This is a genomic window from Paenalicyclobacillus macrosporangiidus (genome assembly GCF_900116805.1).
GTDB lineage: Bacteria > Bacillota > Bacilli > Alicyclobacillales > Alicyclobacillaceae > Alicyclobacillus_H > Alicyclobacillus_H macrosporangiidus.
On sequence record NZ_FPBV01000002.1, the window covers coordinates 168,673 to 187,777 of the forward strand.

Here is a 19,105-nt window from a genome sequence, read left to right on the forward strand (position 1 = left end):
CTCAAATCAGTCGAAGATGCTGTCCCTGGGATACTTCGTCATCGCATGTTCAATGATGCGAGCCAATTCCCGGTAATGCTCCTCCTCCACGGACGTTAACGGTGCTCGCACACTCCGCCCCACCGGCAGGCCCACAATCTCCATGCCCGCCTTAATGAGCGCCACCGCATACCCTTTGCGTTGCTTCCGAATTCTGTGGATCGGCAAGATCACCTCCCGGTAAAGTTCATCCAACAAGTTTTGGTTCCCTGTCGACAAAGATTGATAGAACAACCTAGATATATGTGGTAAATAGTTTGACAGGGCAGATGAGTAAGAACGGTAGCCAATGGCATAATAGAAGGGCATCGTGACCTCCGCGAACGGCATCCCGTTGAACCACTCAAACCGATCCCCAACGACCTTGGTAAACTCAATATTTAGTTCCATATTTCCGTACCCGTCTTTGAACCCGACAATCTGCGGAATCTTCGCCAGTTCACATACGGTATTGAGTGTAAAAATGGCATTATCCCTCTGGTAAATGATTGCGTTCAAATCCGTACTTTCCGCTATCGTTCGATAATAATGGGCCAGCCCAGGTTGTTCGGCCTGAACAAGATAGGGAGGAAGAATAAGGTAACCATCCACCCCGACCTGTTCGGCAATTGCAGTCAGCTCAAGTGCATGGGAGATATTTCCCCCTACTCCGGCATAAACGGGAACCCTTCCTGCAGCAACCGATACAGCAGTTTCCAACATGACCCGGTACTCGTCCCGGCTCAACGCGTGAAACTCACCAGAGCCGCAGGCGATAAAAATCGATTTTAATCGATGGTCAATCAGAAACTGGATGTTGGATGCCAAAGCGTCGATGTCCAATTTCCCCGTGGCATCAAAGGGGGCGACGGGAAAGCCGTGAATGCCCTGCGGAAATGCACGTCGCTTTTCTATCACTCCGGTCCTCTCCTTTGAGCATTTCCATCAAGCGAGAATCTGCCAACCACTATGAGCATATGTTTCTTGTCATATTGTAATACAATATTCTTGTCTGCACAATATGAGCGAAGTAACCTTCCGCCAATTCAATCACAGGATTCCAGTCAATGGGACACCTATCGGCCATGCTGCGCCATTGGACTCGATGAAATGAAGGGGCAGGATTCCAAGATGCATGAATGGGGAATGAGAGGAGCATCTGATCAGTAAAGCCCGCGCGATCGACTGCCATGATGTACAACCGCACGCCTGATATTCCAACAGTACCCTTTCATCACTCCGTATAACGGACGGCCGCACCCTCTTTCCTTCTGAAACTAACCGCCATCCAAGGGCCAGATAGCCCGAACCATGCGGCCTATCCCCGAATCATTGGCCGCAGAATTTGGCCCATCGCCGTCCACGCTGTCGATCCCGCCGGGGCCCCCGGGCCCCAGCCAGCCGGGGCCACCCGCCCACACTCGCGCCAACCTCCCGCGTCCGCACCTCCACCACGCACGCCTGCCGCTCAACCGCCCGACAGCAGGCGTTCAATCTCCTTCGCCGCCGGCTCGTCTGCCGCGATCAGCAGCAACGTGTCGTCCCCCGCGATGGTGCCGAGGAGCCCCTCGACTTCCAGCCCGTCAATCAGACTGGCGACGGAGTGGGCGTTGCCCGGCAGAACCTTGAGCACGAGCAGGTTGCCCGCCCGGGCCAGCGAGACGAACACCTCCGTCAGCCGGCGGCGCAGGGTGTCGAGCGAAGCTACGCTGGCGGTGATGGGGATGGCGTACTTGTAGCGCCCGTTGGCCCCGACCACCTTGATGAGCTGCAGCTCCTTGATGTCGCGCGAGATGGTCGCCTGCGTGACGGTGAACCCGGCTTCCTCCAGGGCCTGGACGAGCTCCTCCTGCGTTTCGATCTCGTTTTGGCTGACGATCTCCTTGATCTTCATGTGCCGCTTTTCTTTCAGTGAAATCCCTGCGGTCACCAAGATCCCTCCATGGCCGGCCAGGCCAGTGTCACTGAATGCGATGCGCCGCGCCGAGCGGCCAGAGCACGAATTCAGCCTTCCCGATGATGTACGACCTCGGCACGTAGGTGTTCTGCCAGTACCGGCTGTCCTCCGAGACGGTCCGGTTGTCGCCCAGCATGAAGTATTCCCCGTCCGGGACATGGTACGGTCCCCAATTGCCGCTCGTCGGCTGGTCCAGATACGGTTCCTTCAACGGTTGATTGTTCACGAACACCTTTCCGTCGTGGATGGTCACGGTATCGCCCGGCATGCCGATGATGCGTTTCACGAAGATCTTCGACGGATCGTCGGGGAAGTGGAACACCACCACCTCGCCGCGGTAGGGCTGTCCGAATTCCGTCGCCAAGTGATTGGTGAGGATCAGGCATGGGTCCATGATGGTCGGACGCATGGACGAGCTGGGGACACGGTTGAGATCCACCACCCAGTGCCGGATGCCGAGGGCGATGAGCACCCCGAGCGCGATCGGCCACACCCAGTCCCACAATTCTTTCCAGACCGAGCGTTTGGCCTGTGTTTCAGCCATGTCTCCACCTCGCCTCATTGACTTGCATCCAGGATACCGGCACACCGGCCGGCCGCGCACCGTTATGCACCCGGTGCACCCACAGCGTCTGCAGCGCGGGGGCGATGTACGAGACCGCCACCCCGAGTGCTGCCCCTGCGACGTCGTCCATCCCGTAATGGAAACGGAGGTACAGCGTCGCGAATACAATCGACACCCCGAGCGGCGCGTACAAGAGGCACCAGATCCTGCAGTGGCGCCACACGTACATGAACATGACGACGGTCAACGCCGTGTGCAGGCTCGGGAAACAATCCCGGGGGATGGCAAACCGGTCGAGGGTGAAGACAGGCGCGATGTCCCCCACCGGGATTGAAAAATGCAGGGTGTATCCCGGCCCGATGACCGGGACCAGCAGATAGCAGGCGTACCCGGAGTAAAACGCCAGCAGCGACGCCAGCAGATACTCGGAAGCCGCCTCCCGGCTGCGCCACACCAACAGGAGGATGGTGAAAAACAACAGCCAGAACCAGGAGATGTACGCCCCGGTCAGCAGGTGGGTCAACCACGGCCGCACCAAGGGCTCGAGCCAGTCGGCGACCTGCCGTCCGAACAGGGTGGCGTCCATGCGCTGAATCGCCGGGTCGCGCAGGCCGGAGTGAATCACCGGTACGTAAAAGTTTACCACACGAAACACCAGCAACAAGGCACAGTAGGAAAGAAACACGCGGACGGCGAAACCAAAACGGTGCCATCCCGCCCGGCGACGGTCGCGCATCCACCGCACGGCACCGGCGAACACCAGCAATCCAAACAAGAGGGCAACGGGGATGAACCGCCCGTAGATGCCGGCGATGATCCCCACGACCCGCCAGTGATAGCCAGGGATGCCGGACGCCTCATCGAGGCGATGGGCGAAGGCGAAAAATATCCACAGGGCGGCACCGGTCGCGGCCAGGCCCAGCCATTCGAACGGTTCAAGGCGCGAGAGCGCCTGTCGGAACGAATCCATGGCTCCCTCCCATCGGGTCGTGCGAACCGGGCCGAGCCCTGACGACCCGGCTCATGTCCATGATACCATGACGAGTGGAAAGGAGGCCAAAACGGTGGAGTTCCTCAACGGCGCGCTCAATCCGGTGGTCACCATCGCCCTGTGCGCCCTCTTCGCGTGGCGCATCGTGCGGCGGGAAGATGGCGGATCGAATGGCGGAGCGAAGTGAAAAACGCACTCCGCCTCAGCCCAGGCTGCGGCGGAGGCCCTGCCGGGCAGGTTCGTCCGGAGCGGGCAAGATCTCCATCTCCTCCAGCATGCGGCTGCGTTCCTTGTCCGCGCCGACCAAGAAGTACAGGTTGGCCGACAGGACGAGCGCGGTGACGAGGATCCACAGCACCGTGAAGGTGCCGCCGAGCCCCGGCCGCAACGCCGGCAGGCGCGGCAACGCATACACGGCCAACCCCACCAGCGCGCAACTGTACACCATCGCCCGGTGTTTCGTGTACGGGACCTCTTTCATTTTCCGTTTCACGATCATCCCTCCCCAGTGCATCCCTGTACATGCTATGCCCGGCCACGGCTGGCCATACCTATGTATATCCCCATCCCCGCTGCGGCACCTTAGTGACCGGAGGCCAACTTTCGTGAGGAGGGAAACGCATGAGCGTTTTGGAGAACTGGGAACGGTGGCAAGAGTTCCTGGGCGAACAGGTGGACAAGGCCCAGGCGATGGGCGTATCCAACGACAAGATCACCGAGGTCGCGCACCGGATGGGTTCGTTCTTGGCCGAAAAGGTCGACCCGAAAAACCCGCAGGAGCGCCTGTTGAAACAGATGTGGGACGCCAGCAACGAGGACGAACAACACACGTTGGCTTCCATCATGGTCAAAATGGCGGATCGGGCGCACTGAGCGGTCTTGCGCGGACATGCCGGCGCGTTTCGCGGATGGCCGGCTTTGTGCCACAGGGGTTGGCCACTGGCTAACCCCTGTCGTCTTTCATCATCGGGTGCGGGAACAGGCCATCTTCGAGGCCTTTGCCCAACAGTTGATAGATGTCCATCAGCACCGCCATCACGTGACGTTCCAGTGCCAGGTACTCGGCGATGTCCCGATTGAGCGACACCACCTGGCCCAATTGCTCGAACCGGCGGCGCTCCTCTTCCGACGGCGTCTTCCCCTCCATCGCCTGGGCCTGCATCTCCCATTCGCGCGCGCGAAAGTCCTGGAGCATGCGCAGGGTGGCCTCATCGGCAGCGATGCGGTCGTGCACCTCTTTCAGTCGCTGAAACTCCGGCGTGGACCGGATGTCCTTCAACAGCGCGTTCGCCGTGTCGTAAGGATTCATCGCCCCACCTCCCGAATCATCCGGCTCGTTTTATCTGGACTTCAGTATATCAAACCGTCAGCCTCCGTTTGCCGATGTCCGTCTGAAAACCGGTATAATGAGGGATTGAGGAGGATTTGGTATGGCTGACGTTCGAACGCTGTACGACTGGGCGGGCGGGGATGAGACCATCCGCCGGCTGGTCGAGGTGTTTTACAGCAAGGTCCCGCAGGACGAGGACCTCGCCCCCTTGTTCCCCGAAGACTTGTCGGAGGTCCGCCACAAGCAGCATCTGTTTCTGACCCAGTTTTTCGGCGGACCGCCTCTTTTCTCGCAAGCGTATGGCGCCCCGATGCTGCGCGCCCGCCATCTCAAGGTGCGCATCACCCGCCGGCACGCCCGCGCCTGGCTGCGCCGCATGGGCGAATCGCTGCAAGAAGTGGGCATTCAAGGCCCGCTGTACGATGTCATGATGGAGCGCCTGACGCGCACGGCCATACACATGGTCAATTCGGAGGAAGACGAGCATCCGGCCGCTCCCTGAGGAGGGATGGTATGTCCACTGGATCGCGCATCGCGCACCTGCGCCGGGCGCGCGGCCTGACCCAGGCGCAACTGGCGTCGGCCGCTGGCGTGAGCGCAAGCACCATCGCCATGTATGAAACCGGCCGGCGAACCCCGGATCCGGAGCATTTGGACAAGCTGGCCGCTGCCCTCGGCGTGCCGCCGGACCAGCTCAAGCCCGGCCCGGCAGACGCGGAGGAGGCCCGGCCCGTGCACGACGGCCCCGCGTCCGCCGGTCCAGTGCCGGCGGGTACCGCATATGCAGGCGAGCAGAACGCCGGCGCGGCCGGGGCAGGCCTCGGCCCCGATGCGGCGGGGGATGGACCGGAGTCGGCCGACGAGCAGCGCCAGGAGAAATCAGCGCAGGACCCGGCCGAGCCGGCTCACGACTCGCCATCCCAGGAGGGCCCCGCCGGCCAGCCAAGCCCATCGTATCCAGCCATCCCGCTCGACCGCTTCGAGGCGCGCCTGATCCTGTTTCTGCGATTGAACCCGCAGGCGCGCGCCTTCATCGAGGCCTACCTGGCGGCCGACGAGCGGCGCCGCCAGCAGATCCACAAGACCTGGCGCCTCATCCACGAACTGCAGCCCTGATCTCCGCCACGACCCATCGCGCTCGTCGTTCCGTCCCGGTCTGGAGTCACCCGGTGCCGTTCCCCGCACCGCCGGCCGGTCCGCCGCCCGGCCCCGTACCGGAACCTCCGGTCCCGGTCGATCCGCCGGCCCCGACGGTTCCGCCGGTCCCTGTTCCCTCCCCGCCGGTTCCTGTCCCGGAACCGGAACCGGACGTGCCGCCGGAGCCCGGCGTTCCGGATCCGGGGCCCGTCGTGCCCGAACCGGAACCCGATCCGGGTGCCCCGGAGGTGCCGCCCTCGCCAGGCGGCGCGGTGCCACCGGTGTCCCCGGTCGGCGTGTTGCCCGGGCCCGTATCGGTCCCGTTGCCGAAGCCACCCGTGCCCCCGCTGGTGTTCGCGCCGTCAGCAGGCGTCCCGCCCGTCGACCCGGGTCCCGCACCGGAAGCGGTGTCGAGGGTCACCGTGATGGACACCGGCGATCCCACCGGCTGCTGCGTCGTCAGATCCAGCGCCTGCACGGTGTAGGTGTACGACTCGCCCGGCTGGACCGCTGCGTCCTCGTAGAAAGGCTGTGTCGTCTGGCCGATGACGTCCGGGCTGCCGGACGTGGCCGCGGGCCCGTTGTCCTGGCGGCTGATCTGGAACACCACGCGGCCGGACAGGTCGGTCTTCCACGTGACTTGCACCGCCTGGGCGACCGGGTCCCAGGTCGCGTTCAGGCCGTACACCGCCTGGGTGCTCTGTGGCTGGGTGTCCGATGTCTGCCCGAACTGCTGCGGCGGCATCCCCTGTGTGGCGAGCTTCACGATATCGCCGAAGATCTTGGCCGCGTTGTACGACGGCGAGTGCGGAATGTCGGTCAGGTGGTGCTCCGGGCTCGGCACGTCGTAGCCGAGGTAGATGGAGCCCACCATCGTCGGCGTGTAGCCGTCGAACCAACCGGCGTTGATCCAGTTCTGATGCTCTCCCGACTGTGTTGCGTCGTACTGGACGGTACCGGTCTTTCCGGCGACCCCCCAACCGGGTACCTGTGCCGCCGTTCCGGTGCCGTACTGGACCACGCCCTGCAGCAGGTCCGTCATCACCGCGGCGGTGTGCGCAGACATCACCCGCTTGGCTGCCGGCTCGAAGGTGTACAGCGTATCCCCTGCGTCGTTGACCACCTTGTCAATCAGGTGTGCCTGCGGCTCGATGCCCTGGTTGGCGAAGGCGCTGTACGCCTGCGCCATGATGAACGGGGACACGCCCTTCTCCAGGCCGCCGAGGGCGATGTTCAGGTGCTGCCGGTCCCCGTCGGTGATGGGGATGCCCGCGTTCGCCGCGAAGTCTGCGCCCGTCTGAATGCCGATCTGCTGCAGCGTCCACACCGCGGCCACGTTCTGCGACGTCGCCAGCGCATAGCGCAACGTGACCTGGGCCGGGGCGTTCTGGTTGTCGTTGCGCGGCGCGTACCCCCCGCCGAAGTCGTGCGGCTGGTTGTTGAGCACGCTGTCCGGGCCGAATTTGCCGCTCTCAATCGCCGGCCCGTACACCACCAACGGCTTGATGGACGACCCGGGCGACCGGTACGCCTGCAGGGCCCGGTCCATCCCGAGCGGCACGAATCCTTGCTTCCTCGATCCCGCCGCCCCGAGCACCCCTCCAGTCTTCGGATCGATGAAGATGGCCGCGCCCTGCGCCACCGTGCCGCTGGTCGGCCCCGGAAAGTCGCCGTTGTAGTTGGTGCTCCAGAAGACGGTGTCGATGGCCTTCTGCACCTTCGGATCGACGGTGGTGTACACCTTCAGGCCGCCCTGCAACAGCTCCTCCTGCGGAATGCCCGCCTGTTCCGCGTAGTGGAACAGAAAATTGGTAAAGAGCGGGTGGTTGTCCCACGCGTCGTCCGGCACGTTGTGAAAGGCCACGCCCATGTCCCGGATGGTCTGGGCCTTGGCGGCGTTGGCCTCGGCCTCCGTGATGTACCCGTACTTGACCATGTTGTCGAGCACCTGGTTGCGCCGCTTGATGGCGGCGTCCGGATGCTGAATCGGATCGTACGCGCTCGGCGCCTGCAGCAAGCCGGCCAGCAGGGCGGCCTGGCTGAGGGTGAGATTCTGCTGTTTGCGCAGATCGACGCCGAAGTAGCGGTACGCGGCCTGCCCGACCCCGACGGCGTTCTCGCCGAAGAAGGAACGGTTGAGGTACATCGCCAGGATCTCCTGCTTGGTGAAGTGGCGGTTGATCTGCACCCCGAGCACAATCTGGCTGAACTTGCGCGACAGCGTCTTCTTGTCGTTCAGGTACACGATCTTCGCCAACTGCTCCTGGATGGTGCTGGCGCCCTGGGCATAGCTCTGCGTCCAGAGATCGATGAACGCGGCGCGCAGGATACCCTTGAAGTCGATGCTCGACGAGTCCCAGAAGTTGTGGTCCTCCGTCGCCACGACGGCGTTGACCAGGTCTTTCGGCAGTTGGTCGTACGTGAGGTCATATGCGCCCTGGCCCGCGATGGTCATGTACTGCTGGCCGTTCTTGTCGTACACGACCGTCGGCTCGTGATGCTCGGTCAGCTTGCTGGCGTCAAACGGATACAGCTCCACCAACGCGAAGAAGCCGACGGTGAAGGCGACGACGGCAGCGATCAGCCACGCGAAGAGGCGCGCGAAGATTCGCCCGGTGCCCCCCGGCGGGCGTCCGCCGGGAGGCCGCCCGCCCGGGGTCCTGCTGCCCGTCATCCTGCCGCCCGAGGGCCGGCTCGAAGCGCGGGCCGTGCGGCCGGCTTGGCGGCCAGAGCTGCGGCCGGTGGCGGATCGCCCGGAGATCCCCGAGCGCCCGGAGATACCGCGGTAGGAACGGCCGTCTCGGCCGAAGGATTGTCCATTCGTCACAAACGCCAAGGCCATCCCCTCTTCCCGTCTGCCGGTGGCGCCTGCCGGGTGTAGCCACCTCGGCGGGTCGCGCCGGCACATTCTTGTGGTTGGGCCATACACGCGTCGAGCTGGGGTCCACCCAGCCTATTCACAATACTACGCGTATCCTCTAGGGAGTGGTAGGGCCGTTCGGCGACAGTTTGCCGACAATTCGCCGGGCAGAGGAGGCGCAGGCCGTAGGCGCGGCGGGCGGGTGCGGGCTGGAGTGAGATAAGAGCGGTGAGAGGACCGGGAGGGGGTTCGGTGGGGCGGGCACGCGGTTGGACCGCGCAACCGGGCGGAGCGTGCAGCCGGGCAGGCCGTATCCCCGGGCAGGCCGGGGCGACGCGTGGCAAGGAACCCGGCTTAGCCCGAGGACCGGCAGACGGTCACCGGATCGACCCCGCTGTACGGCGACGGGTCGCCCGTCTCGCAGAACGGCGCTGTCTCGATCGCCGTCCTGCGGGGGCGGCGTTGGGGTGTGTCGTCCCGTCCTGGAGCACCTCGTCGATCCGCTGCCGCCACCGCAACAACTCGTCCCGCAACTGTGCGTCGCCGGTCCCGCGGATGGCCCGCTCCAGGCGAGGCCACAGGAAACGCGAGAATTCGCCCAGCACCCTGCGCTCCACGCCCCCCACCCGCTGCAGGACGTCGTCGATGGCGTCGCGGGCCGACGTCACCAGGCGGTCTTGCAAGGCCGACGATGGCGGGGATGGGGCCGACTGAGGGACTGGGTTGGCCTGAGGCGACGGGTGAGGCTGGGTCACCTGCGGAGACGGACTGAGCGGAGTAACCTGCGGGGAGGGCACCGTCGGGGAAGCCGAGGCCGCAGGTGCAGGGGCGGGCGACGGGATCGCAGAGATCGGTGCGTTCGTGTGCGCGCGGTTCACGGGGCAGACCTCCTCACGTGCAAGGTGTGCGCAGGTTGCCCCAGTCTATGCGGGCCTGGACGTATAACGGTACGGCGCCCTCCTCGATAACACAAGTTTTGCGTTTCACGCACGGCCGGTGCCGCGTACGCCCCGCCCAGCTTCCCGCCGATCCCGCCGGCGCCCGACAGCGAGGCCCAGAACCGAGCATCTCATCAGGGCGGAGTGGCCTCCTGCGGGACGTTTGCGCCACCCGCCCCGCCATGCGGCCCGACACCCGCCTGCGCGGCCCGGTACTGCCGGAAGGCAGGGAGGACCAGCCCGACCACCCCCACCGCCGCCACGCTGAACAGTCCGCCGATGACGAGCGCCACCCCCACGGGGAGCACCGTCCCCATCAGGCCCGCCCGAAGATTGCCGAGCTGCGGCCCGGCCGCCCCGACCAGGTAGTCGATCCCGCTGACACGCCCCCGGTACGCATCGGGGGTGTTCACCTGGACGATGGTCGTGCGCAGCACCACCAGCATCGTATCCGCCGCCCCGGCGACAAACAGGCAGGCGAGGGCCAGCCACAGCGCGCCGCTCCCGCCGAGCAGTGCGATGCAACCGCCCCACAACGCGCCGACGGCCAGGACGGCCAATCCCTCCCGCGACACCCGCCGCAGCGGTCCCGAGAAGATGGAGCCGGCGAGTCCCCCGACACCCGTGGCGCCCATGAGCAGACCGAGCGTCTGCGGGTTCCCGCCAAAGCGCGCGGCGTTGAGCGCCGGCAGCAGCGCCGTCGACACCCCGAGCAGGGTGACGCTCAGGTCGGCCAAAAACGCCCCCATCAACACCGGCTGCTGAATGAGAAAACGGAGCCCTTCGGCGGCGGCGCGCAAGGTCGGGCGGGACGGCCCGCCCTCGGGCGGCATCGCCGGCAGGCGCCCGACGCCGTACAGCGCCGCGGTGAAACTGATGGCATCAAGGGTGTAACACGCCTTCAAGCCCCAAACGGACGCAATCACGCCCGCCATCGCAGGCCCGGCCATCTCGGCAAAGCGCATCACCACCATGTTCAACGTGTTGCCTGCCCGGATCTGGTCCTTCGGCAACAGCCGCGGCAAGAAAGTGCGCCGGGCCGGCGCATTGATGGCCGTGAGGAGGGATTGCAGGATGAGCAGCCCGTACAGCAACGCCGGGAGGCGTAGCCCGGCGAACGCCTGCAGGGCGAACAGGATGGAGACGCCCATCTGCCCGCTGGTGGCGAACAGCACCAGGACGCGCCGATCCACCGCGTCCCCGATGCTGCCGCCCAAGAGCACGAACGCCATCGCCGGCAGTGCGCTGCACAGCCCGGCCGCCCCCACCGCCAGGGAGCTGTGCGTCAGGTCGTACAACTGCAGGGTGACGGCGAACGTGGTCATGTAACCGCCGAGCAGGGACAGGCCCTGGCCGAGCCAGAGCCGCCGGAATGCCGGAGAGTCGCGCAACGGAGTGGTATCCAGGAACACGCCCAAGCGATTCACAGCTCCTCTACGTAACCCGACAGGTGGGCATCCAAACTCCAGATCTTGACGACGATGCCCGACACCGATGGCCCAATTCGTTCCACGTACCGTGTGAACTCGCGAATGATCGACAGATCCCCCATCCCCACCCCTCTCACGGCATAATCTGGGAAATGGGAAGCATAGAACTCCAGATCCTTGCGGTCCATCGACAGCTTGTCCATAGTCCATGGGAACTCACCGCGCGCAATCTTCTTCAACAATTCCGTAAAACGCTCGGCCGCCTGCCGCCGTTGAAAACCATCCGCGAGGTGCGCAATATGATTACCTGTTTCAATGATAGAAGAGAGTGGAAGAATGAACGTGTCTCCTTGCGATTCCGCTAGCTCTCGAAGGACGTGATCCCGGTCCTGATTGCGCCCGGGGACGTTCAACATATTCAAGACAATGGATGTATCCACATATCGAACCGTCCGCTTCTTGGCATTCTGGACACGTCTCTTGGTCATAGTGATCTCAACCACTCCAACGCTTCACGATTGACCTGTGTGTCCTCCCCAAGAACCGCACGCGTGATCTCTCCGGACTCCATCGCATCTCCAATCCGTTCATGGGCAGCAATCCGGAAATACGCATCAAGATTCACCAATGGCACAAATCGGCTGTCACCTTCCGTGCGATCCCGGTAACACACCACCACTCCAACGGCCTCTTCCCCTGTCACAGCGTTTAACAACGCAGGGTTGTGCGTGGTGACCAGTAGGTGAATGTCCCGCTCTCCACACAATTCACCCAGCAACGATAGAATGGCCCGCGCCCTGCTGGGATGAACACCGTTATCCACCTCCTCGATCACCACGAGCGAGCCCGGTTGCTCGGATAGCAGTGCCGTCACGATGGCAAGTGACCGAAGGGTGCCGTCTGATAGTCCCCTTGCGTCGATCCAATAAGTGTCGCGACCCGCTCTTTCTTGTACCCGGAGCATGACGTCACCCAGCGGTGTTCGAACCACACCAACATCCGTGATCTCTTGATCGGGGAGTTGTCGCAGGAAGTTCACGACGCGAACCTTGTGAGCCGGATCTTCCTGCATCAACTTGTCCAAGGCGGCCGACATGTTCCAGGCTGAAGGAGACAATTCTACACTAGTGTGAGGAACGTAGTCTCTCATCTCATGGGGAATCGGATCCAGGAACAGAACACTTTGAAGCTGTTCCATGACCTTGTCCGCCATTTCATGAATCCTCGTCTCCGCTGCAGTCTTTTTCGGCAAACGGCTAGCAACCTGGCTAAGGACAGATTGAAACTTCAAACATTGAAACTGCGGATTGGGTCCGCGCTTCTGATTGTTGTATTCCACCGTGATGTCGCCGGGAGATTGATTGTCTGAAACGGTTTGGTACAACATACGTTTTTGTGAATTACCCCTACGGGTCTGCACAATTTCGGACAGAGACTCGGCCTGTACATATATCCTGTCACCTACCGTCACAGATAGTTCGTAATACAACGATCTGCCCTCTTCGCCTGAGTCGACGGTCGCACCCAGGGTGAATGTATCGCTTCCGAAACGGGGGCAGGATTTGCTGCCGCCCCGGACACCGCTCGACTCCTTCCCTCTGTATCCGTCGAGCACAACGGCCAAGTCCGTTCCGGTCGAGCTTTCGGACAGGATTCGCAACCCGTCCAGTGCGTTGCTCTTGCCGCTTGCGTTCGAGCCGATCACAATGGTCAGGGGTTCAAGCTTTATCTCCGCATCGTAAAAACTCTTGAAATTCCGGAAATGAAGTGACCGAATCAAATGGCATTCACTCCTCCGGCTCCTGCGATGGTATGGATATTGTAACACGTGACCCGCCCGGGCTCCATTCAGATCCGCGCCCGGAACCGCGCCCGCTATTGAGAACGATGTCGATTTTTGCTAAACTCGATGGTACCACATCGCGCGTGAGACGCGCGGCCATAGCACGCCGAGGACGAGGACGAGTAGTCCCCGATCCCGCGTTCCAGAGAGCGGGGACACGGTGGGAGCCCCGCACGCGGCCGGAGACGAACATCCCCTCTGAGGCATCCGCTGAAACCACGGCAACGGGCAACGCGTGGGAGTAAGGCGGATCGGCACCCGCCCGTTATCCGCGGGGCAGAACCCGGACGATTCGCCGGCTGGTGAATGCACGGCCGACGGCCGGACCGGCCGCAACTCCGGTCCGTGCCACATGCGCCAGGGTTCTGGCAGATGGAGCGCCGCTGCATCGGCGATCCGCCCGGCCCGCAGCGACGAGTGCGACGCGCGGCCGGTAAGGTCACGGTCCCCGTGGCACCGTGCGGACACGGCGCTAAGTAGGGTGGTACAGCGGGAAACCCTCCCGTCCCTTCGCGGGACGGGTTTTTTATTGGTCATACCTGATTTGCCATATCGACGCACAGGAGGATGCACCATGCCACGCAAGGTCGACGCCAAGGAACCCGCCAAAGCCCGCGAGTTGCGGGTGCTGGAATTCTGGAAGCAGCACGACGTGTTCAAGGAGAGCGAACGCATCCGCGAAGGAGGGCCCGAGTGGGTCTTCTACGAAGGGCCGCCGACGGCCAACGGCCGGCCGCACCCCGGGCACGTGCTGACGCGCGTGATGAAGGACGTCTACCCGCGCTACCGGGTGATGAAAGGCTACCACGTCCTGCGCAAGGCCGGCTGGGACACGCACGGTCTGCCAGTGGAGATCGAGGTCGAGAAAAAGCACGGCATCAGCGGGAAGAAGCAGATTCAGGCGTTCGGGATCGAGCGGTTCATCCAAGAGTGCCGCAACAGTGTGTTCACCTACGAGGCCACCTGGCGCGAGATGTCCGAGCGGCTCGGCTACTGGGTGGACATGGACCACCCGTATATGACCCTGACCGACGACTACATCGAGTCGGTCTGGCACCTGCTCAAGACCATTTACGACAAAGGCCTGCTCTACCAGGGGCACCGCGTCAGCCCGTACTGCCCGCACTGCGAGACCACCCTGTCCAGCCACGAGGTGGCCCAGGGATACAAGGACGTCAAGGACCTGTCCGTGACCGCCAAGTTCCGACTCAAGCAGGACGTGGACGGGGTGCCCACGTACGTGCTCGCCTGGACGACAACGCCGTGGACCCTGCCGAGCAACGTGGCGCTGGCCGTGCACCCGGACCTGGAGTATGTGCTCATCCACGCCGCCGAGCGCAACGAGAACTACTGGGTCACCGCAGGGCTGAAGGCGCACTTTTTGCGTGAGGGCGACCGCGTCCTGGACACGAAAAAAGGAGCCGATCTCGCCGGCCTCCCGTACGAACCGCTGTTCCCGTACGTCACGCAGGAGGGGCGCAAGCACATCATCGTCACCTCGACCCACGTGACCGACGAGTCGGGCACCGGCGTCGTCCACATGGCCCCGGCACACGGCGAGGACGACTACCGCGTCTGTCAGGAGCACAGCGTGGTCTTCGTCAACTTCGTCGATCTCTCCGGCTGCTTCACGGACGCCGTGACGGATTTCGCCGGCCGCTTCGTCAAGGACGAGGATCTCAACGTCGACATCGTCAAACACCTGGCGGCGCGCGGCCTGGTGTACGACAAGCACAAGCACGAGCACGCCTATCCGCACTGCTGGCGCTGCGACACGCCGCTGATCTACTACGCCATCGACAGCTGGTTCATCCGCACCACCGCGGTGAAACAGCAGCTCATCGACAACTCCAACGGCGTCAACTGGATGCCGGAACACATTCGCGGCGGGCGGATGGGCAACTTCCTCGAGAACGTGGTCGACTGGAACCTGTCGCGCAGCCGCTACTGGGGAACGCCCCTGCCCATCTGGGTGTGCGATCACTGCGGCCAAACCCACTGCGTCGGCTCCAAGGCGGAGCTGGAGCAGCTCTCCGGCCGGCTGCCGTCCGAGTTGCACAAGCCGTACATCGACGAGATCACCTGGACCTGCTCCTGCGGCGGCACCATGACGCGCGTGCCGGAAGTGATTGACGTGTGGTTCGACTCCGGCAGCATGCCGTTCGCCCAACTGCACTACCCGTTTGAGAACCAGGAGGCCTTCCGCCGCCTGTACCCGGCCGACTACATCTGCGAGGCCATCGACCAGACGCGGGGCTGGTTCTACAGCCTCCTGGCCATCTCGACGCTCGTCACGGGCCAGGCGCCGTACAAGAACGTGCTCGTGCTGGGCCACGTAGTAGACGAGAACGGGAAGAAGATGTCGAAGTCGAAGGGCAACGTGATCGATCCGTTCGAAGCCTTCGACCTCCACGGCGCGGACGCGCTGCGCTTCTACTTCCTTTCCAACACGCAGCCGTGGAACTCCCAGCGCTTCTACCACAAGGCGGTGGCGGAAGCGAAGGCGAAGTTCATCGATCTGCTGCAGAACGTGCACGCCTTCTACGCCCTGTACGCCGGGATCGACGGCTTCAACCCGAGCCGCCATCAGGTGCCGGTGGCGGACCGGCCGCTGATGGACCGCTGGATCCTGGCGCGGCTGCACGATACCATCCAGCGGGCGGACGCGGCGTACGACCGGTACGACGCGACGGCGGCCGCACGCATGCTGCAAGACCTGGTGACGGACCTGTCGACCTGGTACGTGCGGCGCAACCGGGATCGCTTCTGGGCGTCGGGGATGGAACAGGACAAGGTGGCGGCGTTCCTCACCCTCTACGAGGTGCTGGCGGACATCAGCAAGCTGATTGCGCCGCTGACGCCGTTCATCGCGGAGGAGCTGTACCAGAACGTGGTGCGCGACGCCTTCCCGGATGCGCCGGTGAGCGTACACCTGTGCGATTTCCCGGCGGCGGATGAGGCGTTGATTGATCGCGATCTCCTGGCGGAGATGGACGAGGTGCTGGCGGTGGTGGAGGCGGGCCGGTACCTGCGCAACGAGAGCAAGATCAAGACGCGCCAGCCGCTGTCGGCCCTGTTCGTGCCGGCGTCCAAGCGGGCGGTGCTCGAGAAGTTCCAGGACGTCATTCTGGACGAGCTGAACGTCAAGCAGATGGTGTTCGTGGAACTCGGCGAGATCGCCAAGCCGGAGCTGTACCTGAACCTGCGCGAGGTCGGCCGCTCTTACGGCAAGCTGGTCCCAGTCCTGAACCAGGCGGCCAAACAGGCGACGCCGGAGCAGATTCGCCAGTTCCAGAAGACTGGCGAGGTGGTGCTGGAAGGCCAGGTCATCTCGCGCGCGGAGGGTCACGCGGAGGTGCGCTACCACGCCAACTTCCCGGGCCTCGTCACGGTCTCGCCGCGCGGGTTTGCCGGCCTGAACACGGAACTGACGCCGGAGCTGGTCGAGGAAGGGTATGTGCGCGAGCTCATCTCGAAGATGCAGATGATGCGCAAGGAAGTGAACTACAACGTCACCGACCACGTCGTCTTCAGCGCCGTCGGCGACGCCGAGGTGATGGACATCCTGCGCCGCAACGAGGACCACATCCGCAAGACGGTGTTGGTGCGGGAGTTCGTGTTCGCTCCGATGGAAGGCGACCTGACGAAGGAGTGGGACGTCAACGGCAAGCCGTTGACGTTGACGGTGAAAGGGTGACGGAGGCGCCGCCGGGGCCGGCTCGTACAGCGTGGGCGGTTGAGGCCACGGGGCCGGCCTGCTCGGCATGAGCTGTCGGGGCCGGCCCTCCGCGGTCCTTCGCCGCTGTGGTGGCAGGGAGGATGGCTGGCCGACGCGCCACCCGATGGTTCATTGCCCCTGCGGGCGGTATAATATGGACATGGAAGACGAATCCGACACTGTACCTCCGGGGAAGGAGACTCGCCATGGCAGGGAAGTTCATCGGCAACGCCATCGTACTGGTCATCGGATTCTTGATGGTCGTGTTGGTCAAGCAGCCCGCGTGGCTGAAGTTCGTCGGCCTCGTCATCATGCTGCTGCCGCTCTTGACGAGCGCGCTTCAGTCGCTGCAAGAGGGCCAGTCCGATCATCGCTGACAGACGGCAAGGGCCGCGGCAATGCGCCGCGGCCCTTGCATGTGCCGCACACACGGGATCATCTCACCGCCTGGGACCCCACGTAACAGCAAAACCTGCTTTACCGTCCCGATGCCCGATACGATAACACCGATTCGGTAGCTATCACGCGTTCGGGCACCCGCGCCCACCTGGCGCGAAAGATGGCCATCGCGGGATGCGGGCTCATCCCCCATTCAGCCGAGCTGCCGGGCAAGGTTCGCCATCTCAATGGCGCTGACCGCCGCTTCCCAGCCCTTGTTGCCCGCCTTGGTGCCGGCGCGCTCCACCGCCTGCTCGATGGTGTCGGTCGTCAGCACGCCGAAGATGGTCGGCGTGCCGGAGTGCAGGGCCACATGGGCCACGCCCTTGGCCACCTCGCTCGACACGTAGTCGAAATGCGGCGTCGCGCCGCGGATGACGGCGCCCAGGGCAATCACGGCGTCATACCGGCCCGACTCCGCCATCTTGCGCGCCGCAAACGGAATCTCGAACGCCCCCGGCACCCAGGCCACCGTGACGTCCTCCTCCGCCGTGCCATGCCGCTTCAACGCGTCCAAGGCCCCCGACAGCAGCTTCGACGTGATGAACTCGTTGAACCGGCTGACGACGATGCCGACCTTCAATCCTTGGCCAATCAGATGTCCTTCGAGATACCGCACGCTCATGTCCTCATCCTCCACTCACAGGTGCAGCAGATGCCCCATCTTCATCTTTTTGGTCTGCAGGTAGTGCTCGTTGTACGGGTTGCGGTCCACCTCCAGCGGCACCCGCTCGACGACCGTCAACCCGTGTCCCTCGATGCCCTTGACCTTGCGCGGGTTGTTGGTCAACAGGCGCATCTGGCGCACGCCGAGATCATACAGGATCTGCGCCCCGATGCCGTAGTCGCGCAGGTCGGCCGGAAACCCCAGCTTGTGGTTCGCCTCCACCGTGTCCGCGCCCTGGTCCTGCAGGGCGTAGGCCTTGATCTTGTTCAGCAGGCCAATGCCACGGCCCTCCTGGCGCAGGTACAACAGCACCCCTTTGCCCGCCTCGCTGATCTGGCGCAGCGCCGCGTGCAGTTGCGGGCCGCAGTCGCACCGCAGCGATCCGAACGCGTCCCCCGTCAGGCACTCGGAGTGCACCCGCACCAGCGTCGGCGAGCCGTCAATCTCCCCTTTGACCAGCGCGATGTGCTCCTTGTCGTCGATCCGGTTGGAATAGATGACCGCCCGAAAATCCCCGTACGCCGTCGGCAAGAACGCCTCCGCCTGCCGCTCCACCAACTTCTCCGAGCGCTTGCGGTAGGCGATGAGGTCCGCGATGGAGATGAGCTTGAGGCCGTGCCGCTTCGCAATCTCGTGCAATTGCGGCAGCCGCGCCATCGTCCCGTCCTCGTTCAGGATTTCGCAGATCACCCCGACCGGCGGCGCCCCGCACAGCCGCGCGAGATCGACCGCCGCCTCCGTGTGGCCAGCCCTTCGCAGGACGCCGCCCGACTTCGCTACGAGTGGAAACACGTGCCCCGGCTTGCGGAAATCCTCCGGGCGGCTGTCGTCGCGGACAATCGCGGCGATGGTCTGCGCCCGCTCGAAGGCCGAGATGCCGGTGTGGGTGGCCGCGTGATCGACCGAGACCGTGAAGGCCGTCCCGTACGAATCCTGGTTGCGTTCCACCATCGCCGAAAACCCGAGCCGCGCCGCCCGGTCTTCCGTCAGCGGCACGCACAGCAGCCCGCGCCCGTGCGTGATCATGAAGTTGACCACCGACGCGTCCGCGTGCACCCCGAGGGCCACGAAATCCCCCTCGTTCTCGCGGTCCTCGTCGTCCACCACAATCACGATGCGCCCCTGGCGCAGGTCCGCCAAGGCGTCCTCAATGCGATCCAACACGTTCATCGACCTCTTTTCCGTATCTCGCCGTCCATGCCCGCGACCTATC

The 19,105-nt window shown here is 63.9% G+C and carries 18 protein-coding genes; 5 read left to right on the plus strand and 13 right to left on the minus strand.

Annotation, left to right across the window (positions count from 1 at the left end; genetic code table 11):
• Positions 1–6: 6 nt before the first annotated feature.
• The 5 genes from kdgD to BM357_RS03140 form a co-directional block, all read right to left on the minus strand.
• Positions 7–933, minus strand: a complete 927-nt coding sequence (kdgD, locus tag BM357_RS03120) for a 5-dehydro-4-deoxyglucarate dehydratase (RefSeq protein ID WP_074949725.1) — start codon at positions 931–933, stop codon at positions 7–9.
• A 553-nt stretch (positions 934–1,486) separates the two neighbouring features.
• A complete protein-coding gene (gene argR, locus BM357_RS03125; protein WP_425426505.1) occupies positions 1,487–1,948 on the minus strand; it encodes an arginine repressor in 462 nt (153 codons plus the stop codon).
• A gap of 31 nt (positions 1,949–1,979) precedes the next feature.
• A complete protein-coding gene (lepB, locus tag BM357_RS03130) occupies positions 1,980–2,519 on the minus strand; it encodes a signal peptidase I (RefSeq protein WP_074949534.1) in 540 nt (179 codons plus the stop codon).
• Entirely contained in the window at positions 2,512–3,510 is a 999-nt protein-coding gene (locus tag BM357_RS03135) for a phosphatase PAP2 family protein (protein ID WP_074949536.1), read from the minus strand. Before BM357_RS03135 ends, lepB begins: the two co-directional genes overlap by 8 nt.
• Before the next feature lie 223 nt (positions 3,511–3,733).
• Positions 3,734–4,024 (minus strand): hypothetical protein, encoded by a 291-nt coding sequence (locus BM357_RS03140; protein ID WP_074949728.1) that lies wholly within the window; start codon positions 4,022–4,024, stop codon positions 3,734–3,736.
• Positions 4,025–4,152: 128 nt separating this feature from the next.
• On the opposite strand from BM357_RS03140, the gene BM357_RS03145 reads away from it, so the two are divergent.
• Positions 4,153–4,404, plus strand: coding sequence for a DUF3243 domain-containing protein (locus BM357_RS03145; RefSeq protein ID WP_074949538.1), 252 nt, complete (start codon positions 4,153–4,155; stop codon positions 4,402–4,404).
• Positions 4,405–4,474: 70 nt separating this feature from the next.
• Here the strand turns inward: BM357_RS03145 and BM357_RS03150 are convergent, their stop codons facing one another.
• Positions 4,475–4,840: a YlbF family regulator gene (locus tag BM357_RS03150; protein WP_074949540.1), complete on the minus strand. Its 366-nt coding sequence runs from the start codon at positions 4,838–4,840 to the stop codon at positions 4,475–4,477.
• Positions 4,841–4,961: 121 nt separating this feature from the next.
• On the opposite strand from BM357_RS03150, the gene BM357_RS03155 reads away from it, so the two are divergent.
• Both BM357_RS03155 and BM357_RS03160 read left to right on the plus strand, forming a co-directional pair.
• Positions 4,962–5,363, plus strand: a complete 402-nt coding sequence (locus BM357_RS03155) for a globin domain-containing protein (protein WP_074949542.1) — start codon at positions 4,962–4,964, stop codon at positions 5,361–5,363.
• An 11-nt stretch (positions 5,364–5,374) separates the two neighbouring features.
• Positions 5,375–5,977 carry a helix-turn-helix domain-containing protein gene (locus tag BM357_RS03160; RefSeq protein WP_074949543.1) on the plus strand — a complete coding sequence of 201 codons (603 nt, stop codon included), beginning with the start codon at positions 5,375–5,377 and terminating at the stop codon, positions 5,975–5,977.
• 46 nt (positions 5,978–6,023) lie between these two features.
• Here BM357_RS03160 and BM357_RS20435 read toward each other — a convergent pair whose 3' ends face one another.
• The 5 genes from BM357_RS20435 to BM357_RS03185 form a co-directional block, all read right to left on the minus strand.
• The gene (locus BM357_RS20435; protein WP_281245558.1) at positions 6,024–8,825 is read right to left on the minus strand and encodes a transglycosylase domain-containing protein; all 2,802 of its coding nucleotides are present in this window, start codon (positions 8,823–8,825) and stop codon (positions 6,024–6,026) included.
• 410 nt (positions 8,826–9,235) lie between these two features.
• A complete protein-coding gene (locus BM357_RS19205; RefSeq protein WP_139234537.1) occupies positions 9,236–9,736 on the minus strand; it encodes a hypothetical protein in 501 nt (166 codons plus the stop codon).
• Positions 9,737–9,930: 194 nt separating this feature from the next.
• Entirely contained in the window at positions 9,931–11,208 is a 1,278-nt protein-coding gene (locus BM357_RS03175) for an MFS transporter (RefSeq protein WP_245783820.1), read from the minus strand.
• An 11-nt stretch (positions 11,209–11,219) separates the two neighbouring features.
• On the minus strand, positions 11,220–11,714 hold the full coding sequence (locus tag BM357_RS20155; RefSeq protein WP_074949732.1) for a hypothetical protein: 495 nt from the start codon (positions 11,712–11,714) through the stop codon (positions 11,220–11,222).
• Positions 11,711–13,006: an AAA family ATPase gene (locus BM357_RS03185; RefSeq protein ID WP_074949548.1), complete on the minus strand. Its 1,296-nt coding sequence runs from the start codon at positions 13,004–13,006 to the stop codon at positions 11,711–11,713. Before BM357_RS03185 ends, BM357_RS20155 begins: the two co-directional genes overlap by 4 nt.
• Before the next feature lie 637 nt (positions 13,007–13,643).
• Here BM357_RS03185 and ileS point away from each other — a divergent pair.
• Entirely contained in the window at positions 13,644–16,766 is a 3,123-nt protein-coding gene (gene ileS, locus BM357_RS03190) for an isoleucine--tRNA ligase (RefSeq protein WP_074949550.1), read from the plus strand.
• A 227-nt stretch (positions 16,767–16,993) separates the two neighbouring features.
• Positions 16,994–17,164, plus strand: coding sequence for a hypothetical protein (locus BM357_RS19680; protein WP_175511425.1), 171 nt, complete (start codon positions 16,994–16,996; stop codon positions 17,162–17,164).
• A gap of 215 nt (positions 17,165–17,379) precedes the next feature.
• Here the strand turns inward: BM357_RS19680 and ribH are convergent, their stop codons facing one another.
• Both ribH and BM357_RS03200 read right to left on the minus strand, forming a co-directional pair.
• Complete coding sequence (ribH, locus tag BM357_RS03195) at positions 17,380–17,850, minus strand: 6,7-dimethyl-8-ribityllumazine synthase (RefSeq protein ID WP_029421528.1); 471 nt, start codon at positions 17,848–17,850, stop codon at positions 17,380–17,382.
• A gap of 15 nt (positions 17,851–17,865) precedes the next feature.
• Complete coding sequence (locus BM357_RS03200) at positions 17,866–19,062, minus strand: bifunctional 3,4-dihydroxy-2-butanone-4-phosphate synthase/GTP cyclohydrolase II (protein ID WP_074949552.1); 1,197 nt, start codon at positions 19,060–19,062, stop codon at positions 17,866–17,868.
• Positions 19,063–19,105: the final 43 nt, after the last annotated feature.

Bases quoted from the DNA above. Each gene is read 5' to 3' on its own strand.
- BM357_RS20155 (WP_074949732.1), bottom strand. From the start codon at position 11,714: ATGACCAAGAGACGTGTCCAGAATGCCAAGAAGCGGACGGTTCGATAT.
- BM357_RS03155 (WP_074949542.1), top strand. From the start codon at position 4,962: ATGGCTGACGTTCGAACGCTGTACGACTGGGCGGGCGGGGATGAGACC.
- BM357_RS19680 (WP_175511425.1), top strand. From the start codon at position 16,994: ATGGCAGGGAAGTTCATCGGCAACGCCATCGTACTGGTCATCGGATTC.
- ribH (WP_029421528.1), bottom strand. From the start codon at position 17,850: ATGAGCGTGCGGTATCTCGAAGGACATCTGATTGGCCAAGGATTGAAG.
- BM357_RS03160 (WP_074949543.1), top strand. From the start codon at position 5,375: ATGTCCACTGGATCGCGCATCGCGCACCTGCGCCGGGCGCGCGGCCTG.
- BM357_RS03135 (WP_074949536.1), bottom strand. From the start codon at position 3,510: ATGGATTCGTTCCGACAGGCGCTCTCGCGCCTTGAACCGTTCGAATGG.
- lepB (WP_074949534.1), bottom strand. From the start codon at position 2,519: ATGGCTGAAACACAGGCCAAACGCTCGGTCTGGAAAGAATTGTGGGAC.
- ileS (WP_074949550.1), top strand. From the start codon at position 13,644: ATGCCACGCAAGGTCGACGCCAAGGAACCCGCCAAAGCCCGCGAGTTG.
- BM357_RS03145 (WP_074949538.1), top strand. From the start codon at position 4,153: ATGAGCGTTTTGGAGAACTGGGAACGGTGGCAAGAGTTCCTGGGCGAA.
- BM357_RS03150 (WP_074949540.1), bottom strand. From the start codon at position 4,840: ATGAATCCTTACGACACGGCGAACGCGCTGTTGAAGGACATCCGGTCC.
- BM357_RS03200 (WP_074949552.1), bottom strand. From the start codon at position 19,062: ATGAACGTGTTGGATCGCATTGAGGACGCCTTGGCGGACCTGCGCCAG.